Origin of the sequence: Streptomyces sulphureus DSM 40104 (assembly GCF_000381025.1) — a bacterium.
In the GTDB taxonomy this organism is placed as follows: domain Bacteria; phylum Actinomycetota; class Actinomycetes; order Streptomycetales; family Streptomycetaceae; genus Streptomyces; species Streptomyces sulphureus.
Map to the genome: position 1 here is coordinate 1 of NZ_KB905835.1, position 18,374 is coordinate 18,374.

The following is an 18,374-nucleotide window of genomic DNA, read 5'->3' on the forward strand; positions in this document are numbered from 1 at the left end:
TGGGGATGCGGAGGACCTGGCTGGTTTTGCCGGAGTTGGCGGGGTGGAGGAGCATGCGGAGGCTGGAGTGTTCCAGGCGCATGAGGTCGGCGACTTTGGGGATGCACAGGATCGGTACGTCGGTCGCTTCGATGCGTTGGACCATGAACCGCTCCCGCAACACGATCACCGGGCGTCCCTCCAGCGCGCCCAACGTCGAGAGCCACATGTTCGCCTGATACGCCGAAGACGTACCCCCCGAGAAATACATCCCCACCGTCGGCCGATACTCCCCCAACCACGCATCCAACCACTCCAGGACGGCCGCCTCCCCGACCGTCCGCCGCCCCGGCAGCAGCCACAGCGCGAGGTAGGCAGCACCGGCGAGGACGAGCACGCAGCACACGCCCGCCGCGAGCGCGCCCCAGCGCGGGTCCCGCGTCCACGCGGTCGCGAGGCACCCGACGAGGACGAGGAGGCCGACGGCGCGGAGCCGCACCCCGCCACCGTGCGCGAGGAGCCGCGGCGGCGCCGGGGTGAGGCGGAGCGCCGAGGTGTCGATGTTGCGGGTGACGACGGGCAGGCGACGTCTTCGCCTGACCATGCCGGCGACCACTTGGCAGAGGAAGTGCCCGCCCCAGCAGCCGAGCAGCGCCACGAGCAGGACGCCCGCCCACCACCCGTGGAGCGCGCCGAGGCGTGCCAGGCCGCCGACGAGGAGGGCCTCCATGAGCAACTGCCGTACGGGCGGCGTGAGCTGGGCGCTCGCGAGCCGGTGTGCGAGGAGGCCCGCGCCGTCGCGCGGTACCACGTCGAGGAGCACGGCGAGCGCCGCGCCCAGCGCCACCGCCCAGAGCTGCGCGGTGAGGACGCCGAGCGTCTGGACCACGTACGCGGCGAACAGCAGCGTCGGCCAGAGCAGCAGGTAGGCGCGGAGCCGGAGGGGACGCTCGTCGCGGCTCTCCTCGCTGGGGTCGCCGCCGGGGGCAAGCACCGCCAGGATCTTCGACCTCATGGCACCACCTCTCCTGCCCGTGTCCACGCTAGGCGGGTACGTACGCCGGGGCGCGCGCCGTTGCGCCGATCGGGGCGGGGACGACGGAGGGGCGCCCCTGGTCGGGACGCCCCTCCTGCGGTGGTGCCGTGTCAGCGGTTGCTGCGGAGCAGGGTGCGCATCGTCCGCATGGCGACGGAGAGGTTGGCGAGGTCGAAGGTCTCGGACGCCTGGATCTCGTCGAGCGTCCCCCGGGCACGCACGAGGACGGAGCGGTTCTTCTCCTCCCACGCGTCGTAGAGCTCGGCAGGGGTCGCCGTCAGGTCGCCGGCGGCGAGGACGTCGGCCGTGAGGAGCTGGTGCGCCGCGTAGAGGTCCTCGCGGATCGCGGCGCGGGCCATCGACTGCCAGCGGTCGGCCCGCGGCAACTCGCTGACGCGCCGCTGGAGCTGGGTGATGCCCAGCCGGTCGGCGAGGTCGTAGTAGACCTCCGCGACGTCGAGCAGCTCGCGTCCCGAGCGGCCCGCCACGGCGACGACGTCGAGCCCGGGGAACGCGGCCGAGAAGCCGGCGACGCGCAGCGCGAGCTCGCCGGGGACGCCGGCGGTCGAGAGCTGGTCGTACACCTTCTGGTGGTACTTGAGCTCGTCGCCCTTGAGCAGCTTCGGGAGGTGCGACCAGACCGTCTCGACGCCCTCGGAGAAGACCTCGATCGTGTCGGCGAGCATCAGCGGCTGCGGACGGTTGTTCAGCAGCCACCTGGTGGCGCGCTCCACGAGCTGGCGCGAGCGCAGGCGGATGCCGGTGAGCACCTCGGCCGCCACCTTGTTGTCGAGGGACTCCACCTCGTCCCAGATGCGGCCGAGCCCGAAGATGGCGCGGGCCGCGGTGTGGGCGCGGACGATCTCCTCCGTCGAGGCGCCCGACTCCTCCTTCATCCGATGGAGCAGCGTCGAACCGCCCGTGTTGATGGTGTCGTTGACGAGGAGGGTGGTGACGATCTCGCGGCGCAGCGCGTGCGCCTCGATCTGCTCGGGGAACTGCTCGCGGAGCGCCCCCGGGAAGTACGCGTGGAGGAGCTGCTGGAGGAAGTGGTCGTCCGGCAGGTCGGTGCCGAGGAGCTCGTCGGTGAGCGTGATCTTGGTGTACGCGAGCATCACGGCGAGCTCCGGCTGCGTGAGCCCCTGGCCGTTGGCGAGGCGCTCGCGGATCTGCCGGTCGGAGGGGAGGAACTCGAGCTGGCGGTCGAGCTTCCCCTCCTTGACGAGCCTGCGCATGTGCCGCTGGTTCGCCTGGAGGAGGCTCGGGGCCTGCTCCGAGGAGTTGGCGAGTGCCGAGTTCTGCGCGTAGTTGGTGCGCAGCACGAGGCGGCCGACCTCGTCCGTCATCTCGGCGAGCAGGGCGTTGCGCTGCTTGATGGTGAGGTCGCCGTCACGGACCACGGAGTTGAGCAGGATCTTGATGTTCACCTCGTGGTCGGAGGTGTCGACGCCGGCGCTGTTGTCGATCGCGTCGGTGTTGATCCTGCCGCCGCCGCGCGCGAACTCGATCCGTCCGAGCTGGGTGCAGCCGAGGTTGCCGCCCTCTCCGACGACCTGAGCGCGGATGTCCTGTCCGTCGACGCGGATCGCGTCGTTGGCCTTGTCGCCGACGTCCGCGTGCGACTCCGTCGACGCCTTGACGTAGGTGCCGATGCCGCCGTTCCACAGCAGGTCGACGGGGGCGCTGAGGATCGACTTGATCAGCTCGGCAGGCGTCAGCTTGGCGACACTCTGCTCGATGCCGAGCGCCGTCCGCATCTGCGGGGTGATCGGGATCGACTTGGCGCTCCGCGGGAAGACGCCGCCGCCCTGCGAGAGGAGCGCGGTGTCGTACTCGGCCCACGAGGAACGGGGCATCTCGAAGAGGCGGCGGCGCTCGGCGTAGGAGCTCGCCGCGTCCGGCTCCGGGTCGACGAAGATGTGCCGGTGGTCGAAGGCCGCGACGAGACGGATGTGCTCCGAGAGCAGCATGCCGTTGCCGAAGACGTCGCCCGACATGTCGCCGACGCCGACGACCGTGAAGTCCTCGGTCTGGGTGTCGTGCCCCAGCTCCCGGAAGTGTCGTTTCACCGACTCCCAGGCGCCCTTCGCCGTGATGCCCATGCCCTTGTGGTCGTACCCGGCGGAGCCGCCGGAGGCGAAGGCGTCGCCGAGCCAGAAGCCGTATTCCTCGGCGACCTGGTTGGCGATGTCGGAGAAGGTCGCGGTGCCCTTGTCCGCGGCGACGACGAGGTAGGTGTCGTCGCCGTCGTGCCGCACGACCTGTTCGGGGTGGACGACCTCGCCGCCGACGAGGTTGTCCGTGATGTCGAGGAGCCCCGAGATGAACGTCTTGTAGCAGGCGATCCCCTCGGCCTGCCACGCGTCCCGGTCCTGGGCGGGGTCGGGGAGCCGCTTGCCGACGAACCCGCCCTTCGCGCCGACCGGCACGATGACGGTGTTCTTCACCTCCTGCGCCTTGACGAGCCCGAGGATCTCCGTCCGGAAGTCCTCGCGGCGGTCGGACCAGCGCAGGCCGCCACGCGCCACCTTCCCGAACCGCAGGTGCACGCCCTCCACCCGCGGCGAGTAGACCCACACCTCGTACGCGGGGCGCGGCGCCGGGAGGTCGGGGATCGCCTGCGGGTCGAGCTTCATCGCGACGTACGTACGCGGATCGCCCTGCTCGTCCGTCTGGAAGTAGCTGGTGCGCAGGGTGGCGTTGATGACGGTGAGGAAGGAGCGCAGGATGCGGTCCTCGTCCAGGCTCGCGACCTGGTCGAGCGCGCCGTTGAGTTCCTCCAGCAGGCCGTCGATCAGCTCCAGTCCCGCCGAGGCGCGGCCCGGGTCGAGGCGCGCCTGGAAGAGGCTGACGAGGAGGCGGGTCGTGTGCACGTTCCGCCGCAGCGTGTCCTCCATGTACGCCTGGCTGAACGTGGCGCCGGCCTGGCGGAGGTACTTGGCGTACGCGCGCAGCACCATCGCCTGGCGCCACGTCAACCCGGCGGACAGCACGAGGGAGTTGAGGCCGTCGTTCTCGGCGCGACCCGTCCAGACCGCGGAGAAGGCGTCCTGGAAGCGCTCGCGGGTCTCCTCGTCGAGTTCCTGCACGCGGGCGGAGGGCATCCGCAGGCCGAAGTCGTAGATCCAGCCCGTCGAGCGGTCGCTGCACCGCAGTTCGTACGGGCGCTCGTCGACGACCTCGACGCCCATCGCCTGGAGGACCGGCAGCACCGCGGAGAGCGAGACCGGCTCGCCGATGCGGTAGATCTTGAACCTGCGCTCGCCCGCAGCCGCGCCGACCGGTTCGTAGAGGCTCAGCGCGAACCCCTCGTCGCCACGGCGCGCGAGCTGCTCGATGTGCTGGAGGTCGGCGACGGCGACGCGCGGCGGGAAGTCGGCCTTGTACCCCTCGGGGAACGCCTGCCCGTACTTGTGGTTCAGCTCGGCCGCGCGTTCCTCTCCGCACTCGGCGACGAGCGCCTCGGCGAAGCCGTCCGCCCACGAGCGGGTCGCCTCGGCGAGCCGCGCCTCGATCCGGTCCCGCTCGGCGTCGGTGAGGACGGGCAGCTCGGCGCCCGACTCGAGGCGGATCACGAAGTGCAGCCGGGAGAGCACGGATTCGGTGTTCCACGCGGTGAAGTCGACGCTGGTGCCGCCGAGTTCCTCGGTGAGGATGTCGGTGAGGCGCAGCCGGACCGCGGTGGTGTAGCGGTCCCTGGGGAGGTAGACGAGGGCCGAGTAGTAGCGGCCGTACTCGTCCTGGCGCAGGTAGAGCCGGAGGCGTCGGCGCTCCTGGAGGTAGAGCACGGACGTGGTGAAGTCCCTGAGCTGCTCGACCGGGGTCTGGAAGAGCTCGTCGCGGGGGTAGGTCTCCAGGATCTGGAGGAGGTCGCGGCCCGCGTGCCCGTCGGGTGTGAAGCCCGCGCCCTCCAGCACCTCCGCGACCTTGCGCCGGATCACCGGCACCCGGCGGACGGACTCGGTGTACGCGGCCGAGGAGAAGAGCCCGAGGAAGCGGCGCTCGCCGACGACCCGGCCCTGCTCGTCGTACTTCTTCACGCCGATGTAGTCGAGGTACGACGAACGGTGCACCGTCGCCCGGCTGTTGGCCTTGGTGAGGACGAGCATCCGGTGCTCGCGCGCCTTCGCCCGCGCGTCGGCGGGAAGGCGGTTGAACGACGGGGAGTGTCCTTCGTCCTCGGTGTGCTTCGGGTCGGCGCGCAGGATGCCGAGGCCGGTGCCCGGGAGCGCGCTCAGCGCCAACTCCGGCTGCACGGCGCCCTCTTCGGCCGGCTCCTCGTCGAGGCGGTACTCGCGGTAGCCGAGGAAGGTGAAGTGGTCGTCGGCGAGCCAGCGCAGCAGCTCCCTCGCCTCGTCGACCTCCTGTCCCGGCACGTCGTCGGCGACCGGCTCGGAGGGCAGTTCGGCGGCGATGCGCAGCGCGGTGCTGCGCATCTTCTGCCAGTCCTCCACGGCCTCGCGGACGTCGGAGAGGACGCGCTGAAGGTGGGAGGCGATGCCCTTGAGGTCCTCGCGCGCGGTCTCCCGGTCGATCTCGACGTGGATCCAGGACTCGTTGACCGTGTCGTGCGGCAGCTCGTCGGGCGCCTGGCGGGAGGCGGCGAGCGCCTCGTCGGGGCCCTGGGTGACCAACTCGCGGAGGCTGCCGTCGACTCCGCGCCGCACGAGGAACTGCGGATGGACCACCGCGTGGATGCCGCGGCCCAGCCGGGAGAGCTCGTTGGTCACCGAGTCGACGAGGAAGGGCATGTCGTCGGTGACGACCTCGACGACCGTGTGCGTGCAGGACCAGCCGTTCTCCTCGACGGACGGGGAGTGGACGCGGACGTTGGCGGTTCCCTGCGGGCGCTCCTGCGCGAGGCGGTAGTGCGCGAGCGCGGCACCCAGGATGTCGACGGGGTCGCGGTCGGAGAGGTCCTCGGGGGCGGTGTGCAGGTAGTACCGCTGGAGGTAGGCGTCGAGGGCGCTGTCTTCGAGCCCCTGCAAGGAGAGGTTTCCTCCGACGGGGCTCTGCTCGGCTACCTGGGCGGCCTCCGAGAGCCGCTCGGCCTTGACTTCGTCCAGCTTGGTCTGCATGTCTTCTGGCTCCTGTCGCGCGCCATTGCGTGACGTCGGTGTGAAGGTACGGCGTCATGGCGCAGGAGCTCCGCCCCGCTGCCGGCACCGTACCGCGAGCTGCGGTCAGCGGCCTCCCGGGCGTCCTCACCCTGTGGAGGCCCGATGAGGGCACGCTCGCCCGCACCGGCTATCGCGCTGATCATGCAGCCAGGTTATCCCTATGGACGGGGGGTGCGTCACGGTGAGGGGAATGTGTACAAAACCACTGCCACCGAGTGCAACCGAGGGCGACCGGGCAGTCGTCGTGAATCGGCACGCCGGGTCGGCGTCGCCCCGGAGCGCTCCCGACCCCCCGCACACCGAGTTCACCCGCGGCGCTCGCCACGGGTCAACGCTGCGATGAGACGAGGTACGCCCCCGCGGCCGGATGCCTGCGGCACGGGGGCGAGTTGGGTCGGGGTGGGGCGGGCGGTAATGCGAGTGGGGCTCGGGGGCGGCGGGCTTTGCGTCCCGGCCACGGCGAAGTGCGGGGGTGCGGGCGGCGCGGCGTGGGCTCGGCCGGTGGACCGCCTTGCTTTGTGGTCGCAGCGCCCGCGAACGGGCTCGTCCCTCTGAAACGGCCGTGTACGGAGCGTAGTTGAGCACGCGAGCGGCTGACTCCCGGCGCTCACGGCCCGAGCGACGGCGCACGGGACACCGGCCGAGCACGCCCGGAAAGGGAACGGGGCAGTGCAGCTCGTCGTCCGAAGCTGGGCCGCGCACGCGGAGCCTCGTCCGGAGCGGCCCACGGCGCGGACCTGCGCCGAGCGCCGGCCCTGCGCTAGGAGAGCAGGTCGGGGATCTCCTGCGTTGCGTACCAGAGGAGTTCGTGGTCCTCGACGTCCTCGAGAGCCGGCGGGAACGACGCGTCGCCGCGGCCGTCCGCCGCCCGCCATGCCGCCGCCGCTGCCGCCACCGCCTCGGTCGCCTCCTCGGCGTCGGCGTGGACCGCCGCGACCTTGGCGAGCGGTACCGTCCCGCGGAGCTTGACGAGACCGGCCGTCTCCGCCGGATCGGCCTCCGGGCCGGCTTCCACCGGCTCGACGGCGGAGTCGGGCACCTCGGCCGCGGCCACCACGCGGACGGGAGGCGCAGAAGCATCCTCCGCGAGCAGGCCGACGGAGGCGCGGGCGGCCGCCGTGAGCGCCTCGTACTCCAGCTCCTCCTCGCGCGCGGCCTCGGCACCCTTCGACGGGTTCTTGCCCTGTTTGCCCGCGGACGTACGGGAGTTGGCGTCCGCCTTGCCCGTTCCTTCGCCTCCGGTGTCCTCGCCGAGCCAGGCGCGCAGGGCCGGCGTCGCCGCGTAGGCGTCGAGGGGCGCCGGAGCCAGCTCGCCTGCGCCGTACGCCGCTGCCAGGGCGGGGAGGGTCAGAGGGAGGTAGACGCGCATGAGTGCCGCTTTCGTGTGTCGCCGAGTGAGGGCCCGGGCCAGCATACGGCCGCACGGCACGCTGCCGTCGGCGGCCGACCGTGCCCGAAGTCGCTGGTCCGCAGGGCGTGACGGCAACCCGCCGGCACCGCGTCACACCGCGGGGTGACCCCGCGTCGCATACCGCACCCGGCGAGAGACGCGTTGCGGGCCCCCTCCCCCGTGGATAGAACCATGCCGAGTGCAGCACGGGCTTTGCCCCGTGCTGGAGAGAATCGGGGGATTCTTTGACTGCGCCGATGGCATCAGGCGCCCACGGGGGCGGGGGAAGACGGAGCGCACAGGCTCCGCACCGGCGGAACGGCGAGAGCAGCCACCGCCGAAGACAAGGCGAAGCCCGTACCGGGCGTGTACTCGGGCTGCCCACCAACTCGCCGCGAGTCGACCGAGGTTGGGACCACGCCGTGCCGCCGTGCGGCACGCCACACGCAAGGGGGATCAGCACCATCACCGCAGAGCCCGACTCGGAGCACAGGGCCCCGCCCGTGCCCGACGCCTCACCGGCGCCACCCGGCCGTCCGCACGAAGCCGGCGCCCTTTCCCGGCCCTCCTGCGGGCCGGTCAACACCTCTTCCGTGCGTCCACGGCGGCCCGGTTCCGCGGGGGAACCGGGCGCCGGAACGGGACGACGGGCGGCGGCTCGGCGGTCGGACGCCGCCGCACCGCAGCCGACGCCGTCCGCCCCACCTTGTGCGGCGACCGCCGGGAGCACCGCGCCCACTTCCGGAAGGACACCCGCCGACTCCCCAGCGGCGCCCACCGATCGCCGTGGACAACGCACCGCGGAGACGAGGACGCCCCGCCCTTCCGCAACCACTGGAGCCGAGCGTCCGAGCGGTGCCGACCGGCTCGATCCCGTCCGTGAGCGACCGACGCTTCTCCACAGGGACGGCGAAGGCCGCGAGGGCGACCGGCGGACGCCAGCCCCGCACCCGTCCCGTGGAGCCGGGCGAGCGCGGAAACCCGGCACCCGGCAGCCAGGCGCATCGCAGACCGACGCACAACCAGCCGGCAGGGAATCAACGAGGCAGACCGCCCGACAGATCGACGGCCTCTCCCCCACGCATGCAGAGGCCCTCTCAGACGACCGCACCGGCACCCACACGGCCGCGAAGGGCCGACAACACCCCGCACACACCACCCAACACCCGGCCCACAGGGGACAAGCGATGCCGACCGAGCAACACCCGCCCACGGCAACTCGGCAGCCCAAGACCCGCACACGCCCCGGCTCCGCAACGGGCGAGCAAGCGGGCCGACTCGCGCCCACACCGGGCAATCCCCGCAGCACGCGCCCGAACCAATCACCGCCGACCACGGACCAACAGCGAACCGCACCCCCGACCAACGGAGAACGAGCAACACCGGCCGATCACCGCCCGTCCGCAGCCCAACCTCACACGACAAGCCCGGCCGAACCCACCACCGACACCACGCCCTCAACCACCCACCACAGCACCCGCGCACACCAGCCGCCCACCACAACGAACCGACAACACACGGCACACGACACACACCCCACCGACAACGAGCGCGCCGAACCGACCCACCGCGGGCCGGCAACTGCCCAGCAGCACGGGGCACGCACGCACGTCTCCTCTGGCCCCGGCACGCAAGCGGACCTCTCCGCACCCGCAGCAGGCGAGCAGCACACCCCCGCCCACCAACAGCCGTCCGCGACGGCACAACGGCGAGCGACACGGACCGGAGCTTCGTCCTCACCAGCCGACCAACGGCCGGGTGAGACGGGCACAGAGCCGTCGCCGACGAACGAAGCCCCGTGCGCCTCGCCCGAGGAGCCCGGCTCCGCGAACCCGCCCGGCTGCCGGCGGAGTTCGCCACGCGGACGCCAAGCCGAGCCGGGACACCCCGCCCGGCGTGAGACGCCTCGCGCCGAGCACCGGCACCGTGCCGGACACGTACGCGCCGCCGTCCCACGGCATGAGGGCGCCGGCTCGTCGTCCTCCGCCCGCCCCGCCGAACAGCCGGACGGGCGCCGTCCCGACGGCGCCGCGCTGCGCGCCGCCGCCGGGCAGGTGCGGGACCGCCGACCGCCGCACTGGTTCGCCGTCCGACTGGTCCGCGTCCTCGGCGCGCAGGCGCCCGTCCATTCGCTCCTCGGCCATGTGCACGGCGACTGCTACGAGCGCCTCGTCGAGCTGGCACGGCTCGCGCCCCTCGCCCCGGCACCCGGCGGGGCGGAGAGGCAACCCCTGCTTCTCGACGCCCGGGGCTCGCAGCCGGTCGACGGTGTGATCGAGGCGTTCGCACGGCTCGACGTCGAAGGCAGGCAGCGGGCGATGGCCTTTCGGCTGGAGCTGGGACGCAACCGCAAGTGGCAGTGCACCGCACTGGAGTTGGACCCTGCCCTGATGCCCGACTGACACCTGCGCCCGAGCACCGGCGCACTCCCCGACCGCACGAAAGGGCCCGGGGCTGCCGCTCCACGACAGCCCCGGGCCCGTCCCGCGCACTCGGGCTACGCCAACTCCGCGCAGCCCGATCTCACTTCTTCCGGCGCTTGCCCTTCTGCGCCTTGCGGCGCTCGGCGCGCGTCAGTCCGTCCGACTCGGAACGGACCGGCGTGTCCTCCTGCTGGAGATCGCCCTCGACGACGCCGCCCTCGGCAGTGGGAGCGGAGAAGCGCATACGGTCCGGCCGCTGCGGGGCGTCGAGGCCCTTGGCGCGGATCGCCGGACCGGCGCCCGCGCCCGCCGGCACGGCGTCCTGCTGCTTCTCCAGCGAGGGGGCCTCCTCCTCCGGCTTGGCGTCCTCCACCGGGACCTCCTCGACCTGCTGCTCGACCTGCACCTCCAGGTTGAACAGGTAGCCGACGGACTCCTCCTTGATGCCGTCCATCATCGCCTGGAACATGTCGTAGCCCTCGCGCTGGTACTCGACGAGGGGGTCCTTCTGGGCCATCGCGCGCAGCCCGATGCCCTCCTGGAGGTAGTCCATCTCGTAGAGGTGCTCGCGCCACTTGCGGTCCAGGACGGAGAGGACGACGCGGCGCTCCAGCTCGCGCATGATCTCCGAGCCGAGCTCCTTCTCGCGGGCCTCGTACTGCTCGTGGATGTCCTCGGTGATGGCGTCGACGATGAAGTCCGAGGTGATGCCCTCGCGGTCGCCGGCGGCCTCCTCCAGGTCCTCGACGGTGACCTTCACCGGGTAGAGCTGCTTGAAGGCGCTCCAGAGGCGGTCGAGGTCCCACTCCTCGGCGAAGCCCTCGACCGTCTCGGCCTTGACGTACGCCTCGATGGTGTCGTCCATGAAGTGGTGGACCTGCTGTTCGAGGTCCTCGCCCTCCAGGACGCGGCGCCGCTCGCCGTAGATGACCTCGCGCTGACGGTTGAGGACCTCGTCGTACTTGAGGACGTTCTTGCGGATCTCGAAGTTCTGCTGCTCCACCTGCGACTGAGCCGACGCGATGGCGCGGGTGACCATCTTGGCCTCGATCGGGACGTCGTCGGGGACGTTCGCCATCGCCATCACACGCTCGACCATCTGGGCCTTGAAGAGGCGCATCAGGTCGTCGCCGAGGGAGAGGTAGAAGCGGGACTCGCCCGGGTCCCCCTGACGGCCGGAACGCCCGCGGAGCTGGTTGTCGATGCGGCGGGACTCGTGGCGCTCGGTGCCCAGGACGTACAGGCCGCCGAGTTCGCGGACCTCCTCCACCGCGTCCTTCACCGACTGCTCGGCCTCCTCCAGGGCGCCGGGCAGGGACTGCGACCATTCCTCGGCGTTCTCGACCGGGTCGAGGCCGCGTTCGCGGAGGGCGTTCTCGGCGAGGCCCTCGGCATTGCCGCCGAGCTTGATGTCGGTTCCGCGGCCCGCCATGTTCGTCGCCACCGTGACCGAGCCCTTTCGGCCGGCCTCTGCGACGATCGCCGCCTCGCGCTCGTGGTTCTTCGCGTTGAGGACCTGGTGGCGTACACCGCGCTTGTTGAGCTGCTTGGAGAGGTACTCGGACTTCTCCACCGAGGTGGTGCCGACGAGGATCGGCTGCCCCTTCTCGTGCTTCTCCGCGATGTCGTCGACGACGGCGTCGAACTTGGCGACCTCGGTGCGGTAGATGAGGTCGGCCTGGTCCGCGCGGACGAGCGGCCTGTTGGTCGGGATGGGGACGACGCCGAGCTTGTAGATCTGGTGGAACTCGGCGGCCTCCGTCATCGCCGTACCCGTCATGCCGGAGAGCTTGTTGTAGAGGCGGAAGAAGTTCTGGAGGGTGATCGTGGCGAGGGTCTGGTTCTCGTCCTTGATCTCCACCCCCTCCTTCGCCTCGATCGCCTGGTGCATGCCCTCGTTGTAGCGGCGTCCGGCGAGGATGCGGCCCGTGTGCTCGTCGACGATCATGACTTCGCCGTCCATGACGACGTAGTCCTTGTCGTTCTTGTAGAGCTCCTTGGCCTTGATGGCGTTGTCGAGGTAGCCGACAAGCGGGGTGTTCACCGACTCGTAGAGGTTGTCGATGCCGAGCCAGTCCTCGACCTTGCTGACGCCTGCCTCGTGGATGGCGACGGTGCGCTTCTTCTCGTCGACCTCGTAGTCGCCCGTCTCCGGCTTCTGGGTGCGCGGGTCGCCCGGCTCGCCCTTGTCGAGGCGCTTCACCAGCTTGGCGAAGTCGCCGTACCACTTGGTGGCCTGGTCGGCGGGACCGGAGATGATCAGCGGGGTGCGCGCCTCGTCGACCAGGATCGAGTCGACCTCGTCGACGATGGCGAAGTTGTGGCCGCGCTGCACGAGTTCGTCCTTCGACCACGCCATGTTGTCGCGGAGGTAGTCGAACCCGAACTCGTTGTTGGTGCCGTAGGTGATGTCGCAGTTGTACTGCTCGCGGCGCTGCTGCGGCGTCATGTTGGCGACGATGCAGCCGACGCTGAGGCCGAGGAAGCGGTGGACGCGGCCCATCCACTCGGAGTCGCGCTGCGCGAGGTAGTCGTTGACCGTGATGATGTGGACGCCGTCGCCGGAGAGGGCGTTGAGGTAGGCGGGCAGGGTGCCGACGAGGGTCTTGCCCTCACCCGTCTTCATCTCCGCGACGTAGCCGAGGTGGAGCGCGGCGCCGCCCATCAACTGCACGTCGTAGTGGCGCTCGCCGAGGACGCGCTTCGCCGCCTCGCGGACCGTGGCGAACGCCTCCGGCATGAGGTCGTCGAGGCTTTCGCCGTTGGCGTAACGCTCCTTGTACTCGGCGGTGAGGGCTCGGAGCTCTGCGTCCGGCAAGTCGACGAAGTCCTCTTCGATGGAATTCACCTGCCGCGCGACGCGGTCCAGCTTGCGCAGGATCTTCCCTTCACCTGCACGCATGAGCTTGCCGAAGACGGACACTTAGGGTGGCTCCTTGCCGGTCGGGCCTGGCACGGTCGGTGCGCGGCACGGCCCGCAGACCACCTCCGCGGCCCCGGGGAAGGGGCGGGGGCAGTCTGCCGTGCCAATACCGCACCGGCCATCGTATGCGAGGGACGTCTGCCCCTGTACCCCTAACGTGCCGGAGCCCCCGAAGGTGCCGTACACCCGGCTCCCCACACGGTGTTCGGCAACGCACAATCTGCGCATGGAACCGATCACCCTCGACACCGTGCGACTCCGGTTGCGTGCGCTCCGTATCCAGGACGCCGAGTCCGTCAGGGCCGCGTGCGACGATCCCCACATCGCACGCTGGCTTCCCGTCCCCTCGCCTTACACGCTGCGTGACGCCGAGGAGTTCGTCACGGTCGAGAGCACACAGGGATGGCGCGAGGACCGACGGTACAACTTCGGTGTCTTTCTGCGCGATCCGCAGGGCGCGGAGGGGCCGCTCGTCGCCTGCACGGGGCTGGTGAACCTCGTCCAGCTCGCGGCTCCCCACCGCGTCGCGGAGCTCGGCTTCTGGACCGCGGCGCCGCACCGCCGCAACGGCTACGTCACCGAAGCCTCGCGGGCCCTCGTCGACTGGGCGTTCGGCGGGCTCGGGGTCGAACGGCTGGAGTGGGTCGCCGAGGTCGGCAACGAGGCGTCGCGCGCGGTCGCGCTGAAGCTCGGGTTCCGTATGGAGGGCGTGCAGCGGGCGAGGATCGTCCACCGTGGCATCCGCCGGGACGCGTGGACGGGCGCCCTCCTCCCGTCCGACCTCGAACTACCCCAGACCACGCCGTACCTGCCGGCACCCGCGCCCAAGTGACGCAGCCGGGCGCAGTGCCGTGCCCGACGCCGGGCCAACCGGGGTGTCAGTGGCGGCACTTAGCCTTGCGCCCATGACTCGACCGGAGCTGACCCTCACCGCCGACGAAGCCCGACGCATCGCGCTCCGCGCACAAGGGCTGCTCGGCGCCCCTGACCGCCGTGCCGGGGTACGCGGAGTGCTGCGCAGCCTCGGAGCCGTCCAGTTGGACACCATTTCGGTTCTCGCCCGGACCCACGAGCTCGTTCCCTATGCGCGGCTCGGCGCGGTCGGCAGGGAGGCCGTCGAGGACGCCTACTGGCACGGCGACCGCAGCTTCGAGTACTGGTCGCACGCCGCATGCATCCTGCCGATCGAGGAGTGGCCGCTCTTCGCCTTCCGCCGCCGGGCCTTCCGGGAACGCGGCCATCGCTGGCACCGGTTGAACGATCGGGACGCCTCCACCGCCCTCGTCCGCAAACGCCTCACCGACGAAGGCCCGCTCACCACGGCCGACCTCGGAGGGGGCCGGGCAGGCGGTGAGTGGTGGGACTGGACCGAGACCAAGATCGCGGTCGAGTGGCTCCTCGACACCGGCGAGGTGGTCTGCACCCGACGCACCGGCTGGAAGCGCGTCTACGACCTCGCGGAACGCGCCGTCCCCGCCGACCTCTTCCACGACGACCTCGACGACGCCGCCTGCATCCGCCGCCTGGTCGCCCAGGCAGGCGCCGCGCTCGGCGTCGCGACCCGCGCCGATCTCGCCGACTACCACCGCCTCAAGAGCGTCCAGGTCGACGCCGCGCTCCCGGAGAGCGGCCTCGTCCCCGTCGAAGTGTCCGGCTGGGACCGCCCCGCGTATGCCGACCCCTCCGCGCTGGCCCTGCCCCCGCGGGGGCGGCACCGCACCACCCTGCTCTCCCCCTTCGACTCTTTGATCTGGGACCGCAAACGCACCGAGCGGATCTTCGACTTCACCCACCGGCTGGAGGCTTACGTCCCCCGGGGGAAGCGGGTGCACGGGTACTTCACCATGCCGCTGCTTTCCGGTGGGCGCCTCGTGGGCCGCGTCGACCCGGCCAGGGAGGGGCGCACCCTCGTCGCCCGGCAGCTATCGCTGCAAAGCCCGCGGGAGGTGCCGCGCCTCGCGGAGGCCCTGCGGGAAGCAGCCGGCTGGGTCGGCTGCGACGAGGTGCGCGTCGAGAAGTGCTCCCCCGAGACGGTGCGGGCGCCGCTGGAGGCAGAGTTGGCCTGAACGGGCGCCGGTGGGAGTACGCGGTGTGCGTCCGCCTGCTCGCGGGGGTGACGGGCGCCGAACACTGGCTTGCTGGCTCAGTCCGGGTAGCACTGGCCGCGTTGGTCGGGTGGGGTCGGACACACGCCGGCGCTCGGAGCCGGGCCGAGCCCCGGCGACGCGTAACGCCCGCAACCAAGCCCGGTTGAGAAGCGCTACCGCACGGCCTGGGCATGAGCGGCCGGGACGGTGACGTTGCCGCCACGGTCGGCGAGGCCCAATGGTGACGGGCGCCGAACACGACTGACAGGCCGACACGGAGCCGGCGCACGCACCTCGCCACCGCCGCACGGGAGTTCATGGGGCCTCACCGGATTTCGAGAATCTTCTCCCGCATCGCGTAGACCACCGCTTCCATCCTGGAGTGCAACTGGAGCTTCTCCAGGATGTTGCGCACGTGGTTCTTCACCGTGTTCTCGCTGATGAAGAGCTCCTTGGCGATGTCCCGGTTGTTCATGCCCGTCGCCACCAGCTTCAGCACTTCGAGCTCCCGGTCGGTGAGCCTGGGTGCGGGGACGAGCTTGCTCTCGTCGGTGCGCTGGATCATCGTCTTGAACTCGGTGAGCAACTTCGCCGCCATGGAGGGGCTGATCTGCGACTGTCCGTCGGCGACTGCACGGATCGCGAGGGACACCTCGTCCGTGGAGATCTCCTTGAGGAGGTAACCCGTGGCCCCGGCCTTGATCGCGTCGTAGAGATCGGCCTCCTCGTCGCTGATGGTGAGCATGATGATCTTCGCGCTCGGCGCCACCTCCTTCAGCGAGGTGCAGGCCTCGATCCCACCTCGGCGCGGCATGCGCACGTCCATCAACACGATGTCGGGCAGCAGGTCGGCAGCCTTCTCCACGGCCTCGGCGCCGTCCCCCGCCTCGCCGACCACCTCGATGTCCTCCTCCTGCGCGAGGACGATCTCGAGCCCGCGCCGGAAGAGCTCGTGGTCGTCGACGACGAGGACCCGGATGGGCTCCCTCGCCGCCGGGCCGTCCGGTGGTTCCTCCGGGCACTCCCGGTGCGTTCCCGGCATCGGGACCACGGGACCGAAGGTATCCGCCATCGTCACTCCCCCTACAGGCTCAGCCGCACCAACCCGGGCGCACGGCAAGCCCGTTGGTGTGGGTCACGATGTTACTCATGCACGCGCCCCCGACCGGGCCGACGGCCGAGCCGGGGGCGCGCCTGCAGACGGGACGTCACGGGCGTATCAGCCGCCCAGCGCACCGCCGGCCCCGGGAGGCGCCTCGGCGACGAGCGGATCGTTCTCCAGGTGAATCACCCCGTAGTCGTAACCGCGGCGCCGGTAGACGACGCTGGGCTGCTTCGTCTCGGAGTCGATGAAGAGGTAGAAGTCGTGCCCCACCAACTCCATCTCGTTGAGCGCCTGATCGAGGGACATGGGTGCGGCCCTGTGCGTCTTCTCCCGAACGACCAGGGGCCCGTCGCCCTCCACTTTCAGCCCCGACACGTGGGTGACCGAAGGGGCGTGCCCGTCCGACTCGGCAGCCTGCTGAACGGCGGCGTCGAGTTCGCCGTTGAGCTCGGGCGCGAGGTGAGCCGTCGCCTCGGCGACGCTCATCGGTGACCGCCCTCCTTCACGGTGCTTGCGGCGCTTGTCGTGCTCCTTGCGTAGCTGTGCCTCCAGCTTGCCGGTCGCCAGGTCCAGCGCCGCGTACGGATCGGAGGCCGCGGCCTCCGCACGGATGACCGGTCCCCTGGTGCGCAGGGTGATCTCCACCCTGTCGGAACGGTCGGCCTGCCGGGGGTTGTTCTCCCTGCACACCTCGACTTCGAGGTTGATGACCTTTCCATCGAGCTTCTGGACCTTGTCCAGCTTGTCGGCCACGTGCTTGCGGAACCGCTCGGGCACTTCGGTCTTGCGGCCCTTGACGACGATGTCCACGCAGAACTCCGTTCCCGGACACTCCGCCCGCTCGACGGGCGCAGCGTCCTTGGTGCACTGACGCCGGAGGCACGGCCTCCTGCCGCTGCTCCGGCACAAGGTCGGCTTGCGACTGTCACCTCCTCCTCCCCCGAAGGGAAGATCGCCACCCAATCCGAACGTACCTCGCTGCAAGGACCCTCGGCACCCCTTACTGCCGCGTACCTCCGTGGACACCACATCCCGGCGGCTGCACGGACCGACGCCCCCGCCCCCGCACGCGCCGTTTCCGTACGAACCTGCACCACACGGCGGTGCCTCCTCCCCTGGCGCAAAAGACACCAAAGCACGGGTGCCTGTGAGTAATTGAGCGACTCCAACGCCTCCGGAGCCCCACGCTCACCGGACCGGATTCCCAGAGGTCGCAATCGCGAGTACAACACTGATCACGCTGGGCGATCACCTGTCGTAGCCCCCAAGCCCCCCGCAGACATCCGGCAAGGCGCCACTCCCGTCTGCCTTCACCTACCCGAGCCTCCCGATCCACCAGCGCAGCAGCACGCGCCCCAGCGCCCTCACTCACGGAGGCCCACGCCCCCGCACCCACGGCCCCCTCTCCCAAACTCCCTGCCCGCCCAAGGCTCCGTGACGACCCCCGAGCGCCACGGAGCCCCACCTCGACTCCCACCACTTCGCCCCCGCGGAGAAGCCGACCGTTCCCTTCGAACGACCGATCTCAGCCCGGCCCGCGACCAATCCCAGCCAACAAACCCACCCCCTCTCCCAGCGCCAACAACCGCCCTAATCCCATGGGTTACGACCTCACCACCGCAGATTCACGCCTCCGCAACGCCCACCCCGAGCAGCCCAGCAACCATCACCCCAACCCCGGCACCCACCAATCCGGTTCATCCCCGCACCGCCAGCACCGCAGCAACCGACGGCGCCTCACCCGGACCGCCCGTCCTCGGGTGCCGCCTCACCTCCCCACTGCGCATCGCGCGGTCGTGTTCGGCCCGCATCGCTCGTGCGGCCTCCACCAGCGAAGCCCCCGTGGTGAGGAGGTCGTCGACGAGCACCACCCGCCGACCATCGAAGAGCCGAGCGCTGCCGGGCCAAGCCACCAGCGCACCGCGGAGGTTGGCCATCCGCTCCGGCGCCGACAGCCCGGCCTGGTCCGTCACCGGGCGGCACTGACGCAGCACCGGCAGCACACGCGCGTGCTTCCCCTGGTGCCTCAACTGTCGTGCGGCAGACCGCGCGATCCGCAGCGTCGGGTCGTGCCCCCGCCGCCGCACCGACCGACGCGAGGAGGGGACGGGGACCAACGCCACCTCCCCGGGACGGGCGCCGCGCAGCGCCGCACCCACCGACCTCGCCAACAACTCCCCGAGCAATCCGGAAAGACACAGAACACCCCGTTCTTTGTGCGCGAGCAGCACCGCTCGCGCTTCGTCCCGATAGACCAACGACCCGTGGACCCGCGGCAGTCCGGCAGGGAGCGAGGACGGCCACACCCGAC

General features: G+C 70.9%; 9 protein-coding genes and 1 pseudogene. 3 read left to right on the forward strand and 7 right to left on the reverse strand.

The features are described 5' to 3' along the window. The 3 genes and pseudogenes from F603_RS33285 to F603_RS0131145 form a co-directional block, all read right to left on the reverse strand. Positions 1-994 (reverse strand): annotated as a pseudogene (locus F603_RS33285) (hypothetical protein); the annotation flags it as partial. A 131-nt stretch (positions 995-1,125) separates the two neighbouring features. Next, complete coding sequence (locus tag F603_RS0131140; protein WP_019549840.1) at positions 1,126-6,093, reverse strand: NAD-glutamate dehydrogenase; 4,968 nt, start codon at positions 6,091-6,093, stop codon at positions 1,126-1,128. An 802-nt stretch (positions 6,094-6,895) separates the two neighbouring features. Further along, positions 6,896-7,504 carry a DUF6912 family protein gene (locus F603_RS0131145; RefSeq protein WP_019549841.1) on the reverse strand — a complete coding sequence of 203 codons (609 nt, stop codon included), beginning with the start codon at positions 7,502-7,504 and terminating at the stop codon, positions 6,896-6,898. A 2,075-nt stretch (positions 7,505-9,579) separates the two neighbouring features. Between F603_RS0131145 and F603_RS33290 the strand changes: the two genes are divergently transcribed. Next, positions 9,580-9,927 (forward strand): Rv3235 family protein, encoded by a 348-nt coding sequence (locus tag F603_RS33290; protein WP_019549842.1) that lies wholly within the window; start codon positions 9,580-9,582, stop codon positions 9,925-9,927. Positions 9,928-10,048: 121 nt separating this feature from the next. On the opposite strand, the gene secA is transcribed toward F603_RS33290, so the two are convergent. Next, on the reverse strand, positions 10,049-12,871 hold the full coding sequence (secA, locus tag F603_RS0131155; protein WP_019549843.1) for a preprotein translocase subunit SecA: 2,823 nt from the start codon (positions 12,869-12,871) through the stop codon (positions 10,049-10,051). Between the two features lie 226 nt (positions 12,872-13,097). Here secA and F603_RS0131160 point away from each other — a divergent pair, with 226 nt between their 5' ends. Together F603_RS0131160 and F603_RS0131165 are read left to right on the forward strand one after the other, a co-directional pair. After that, positions 13,098-13,703 (forward strand): GNAT family N-acetyltransferase, encoded by a 606-nt coding sequence (locus tag F603_RS0131160; protein ID WP_019549844.1) that lies wholly within the window; start codon positions 13,098-13,100, stop codon positions 13,701-13,703. A gap of 73 nt (positions 13,704-13,776) precedes the next feature. After that, the gene (locus tag F603_RS0131165; protein WP_019549845.1) at positions 13,777-14,937 is read left to right on the forward strand and encodes a winged helix-turn-helix domain-containing protein; all 1,161 of its coding nucleotides are present in this window, start codon (positions 13,777-13,779) and stop codon (positions 14,935-14,937) included. 346 nt (positions 14,938-15,283) lie between these two features. Here F603_RS0131165 and F603_RS0131170 read toward each other — a convergent pair whose 3' ends face one another. The 3 genes from F603_RS0131170 to F603_RS36180 all read right to left on the reverse strand — a co-directional run bounded on the left by F603_RS0131170 (position 15,284) and on the right by F603_RS36180 (position 18,036). Next, positions 15,284-16,030 (reverse strand): response regulator, encoded by a 747-nt coding sequence (locus F603_RS0131170; RefSeq protein WP_019549846.1) that lies wholly within the window; start codon positions 16,028-16,030, stop codon positions 15,284-15,286. A 147-nt stretch (positions 16,031-16,177) separates the two neighbouring features. Continuing rightward, positions 16,178-16,873, reverse strand: coding sequence for a ribosome hibernation-promoting factor, HPF/YfiA family (gene hpf / locus F603_RS0131175; protein ID WP_019549847.1), 696 nt, complete (start codon positions 16,871-16,873; stop codon positions 16,178-16,180). Between the two features lie 887 nt (positions 16,874-17,760). Next, positions 17,761-18,036 (reverse strand): ComF family protein, encoded by a 276-nt coding sequence (locus tag F603_RS36180; RefSeq protein ID WP_245600950.1) that lies wholly within the window; start codon positions 18,034-18,036, stop codon positions 17,761-17,763. Positions 18,037-18,374: the final 338 nt, after the last annotated feature.

Bases quoted from the DNA above. Each gene is read 5' to 3' on its own strand.
- F603_RS0131160 (WP_019549844.1), top strand. From the start codon at position 13,098: ATGGAACCGATCACCCTCGACACCGTGCGACTCCGGTTGCGTGCGCTC.
- F603_RS0131145 (WP_019549841.1), bottom strand. From the start codon at position 7,504: ATGCGCGTCTACCTCCCTCTGACCCTCCCCGCCCTGGCAGCGGCGTAC.
- F603_RS0131140 (WP_019549840.1), bottom strand. From the start codon at position 6,093: ATGCAGACCAAGCTGGACGAAGTCAAGGCCGAGCGGCTCTCGGAGGCC.
- F603_RS0131170 (WP_019549846.1), bottom strand. From the start codon at position 16,030: ATGGCGGATACCTTCGGTCCCGTGGTCCCGATGCCGGGAACGCACCGG.
- F603_RS0131165 (WP_019549845.1), top strand. From the start codon at position 13,777: ATGACTCGACCGGAGCTGACCCTCACCGCCGACGAAGCCCGACGCATC.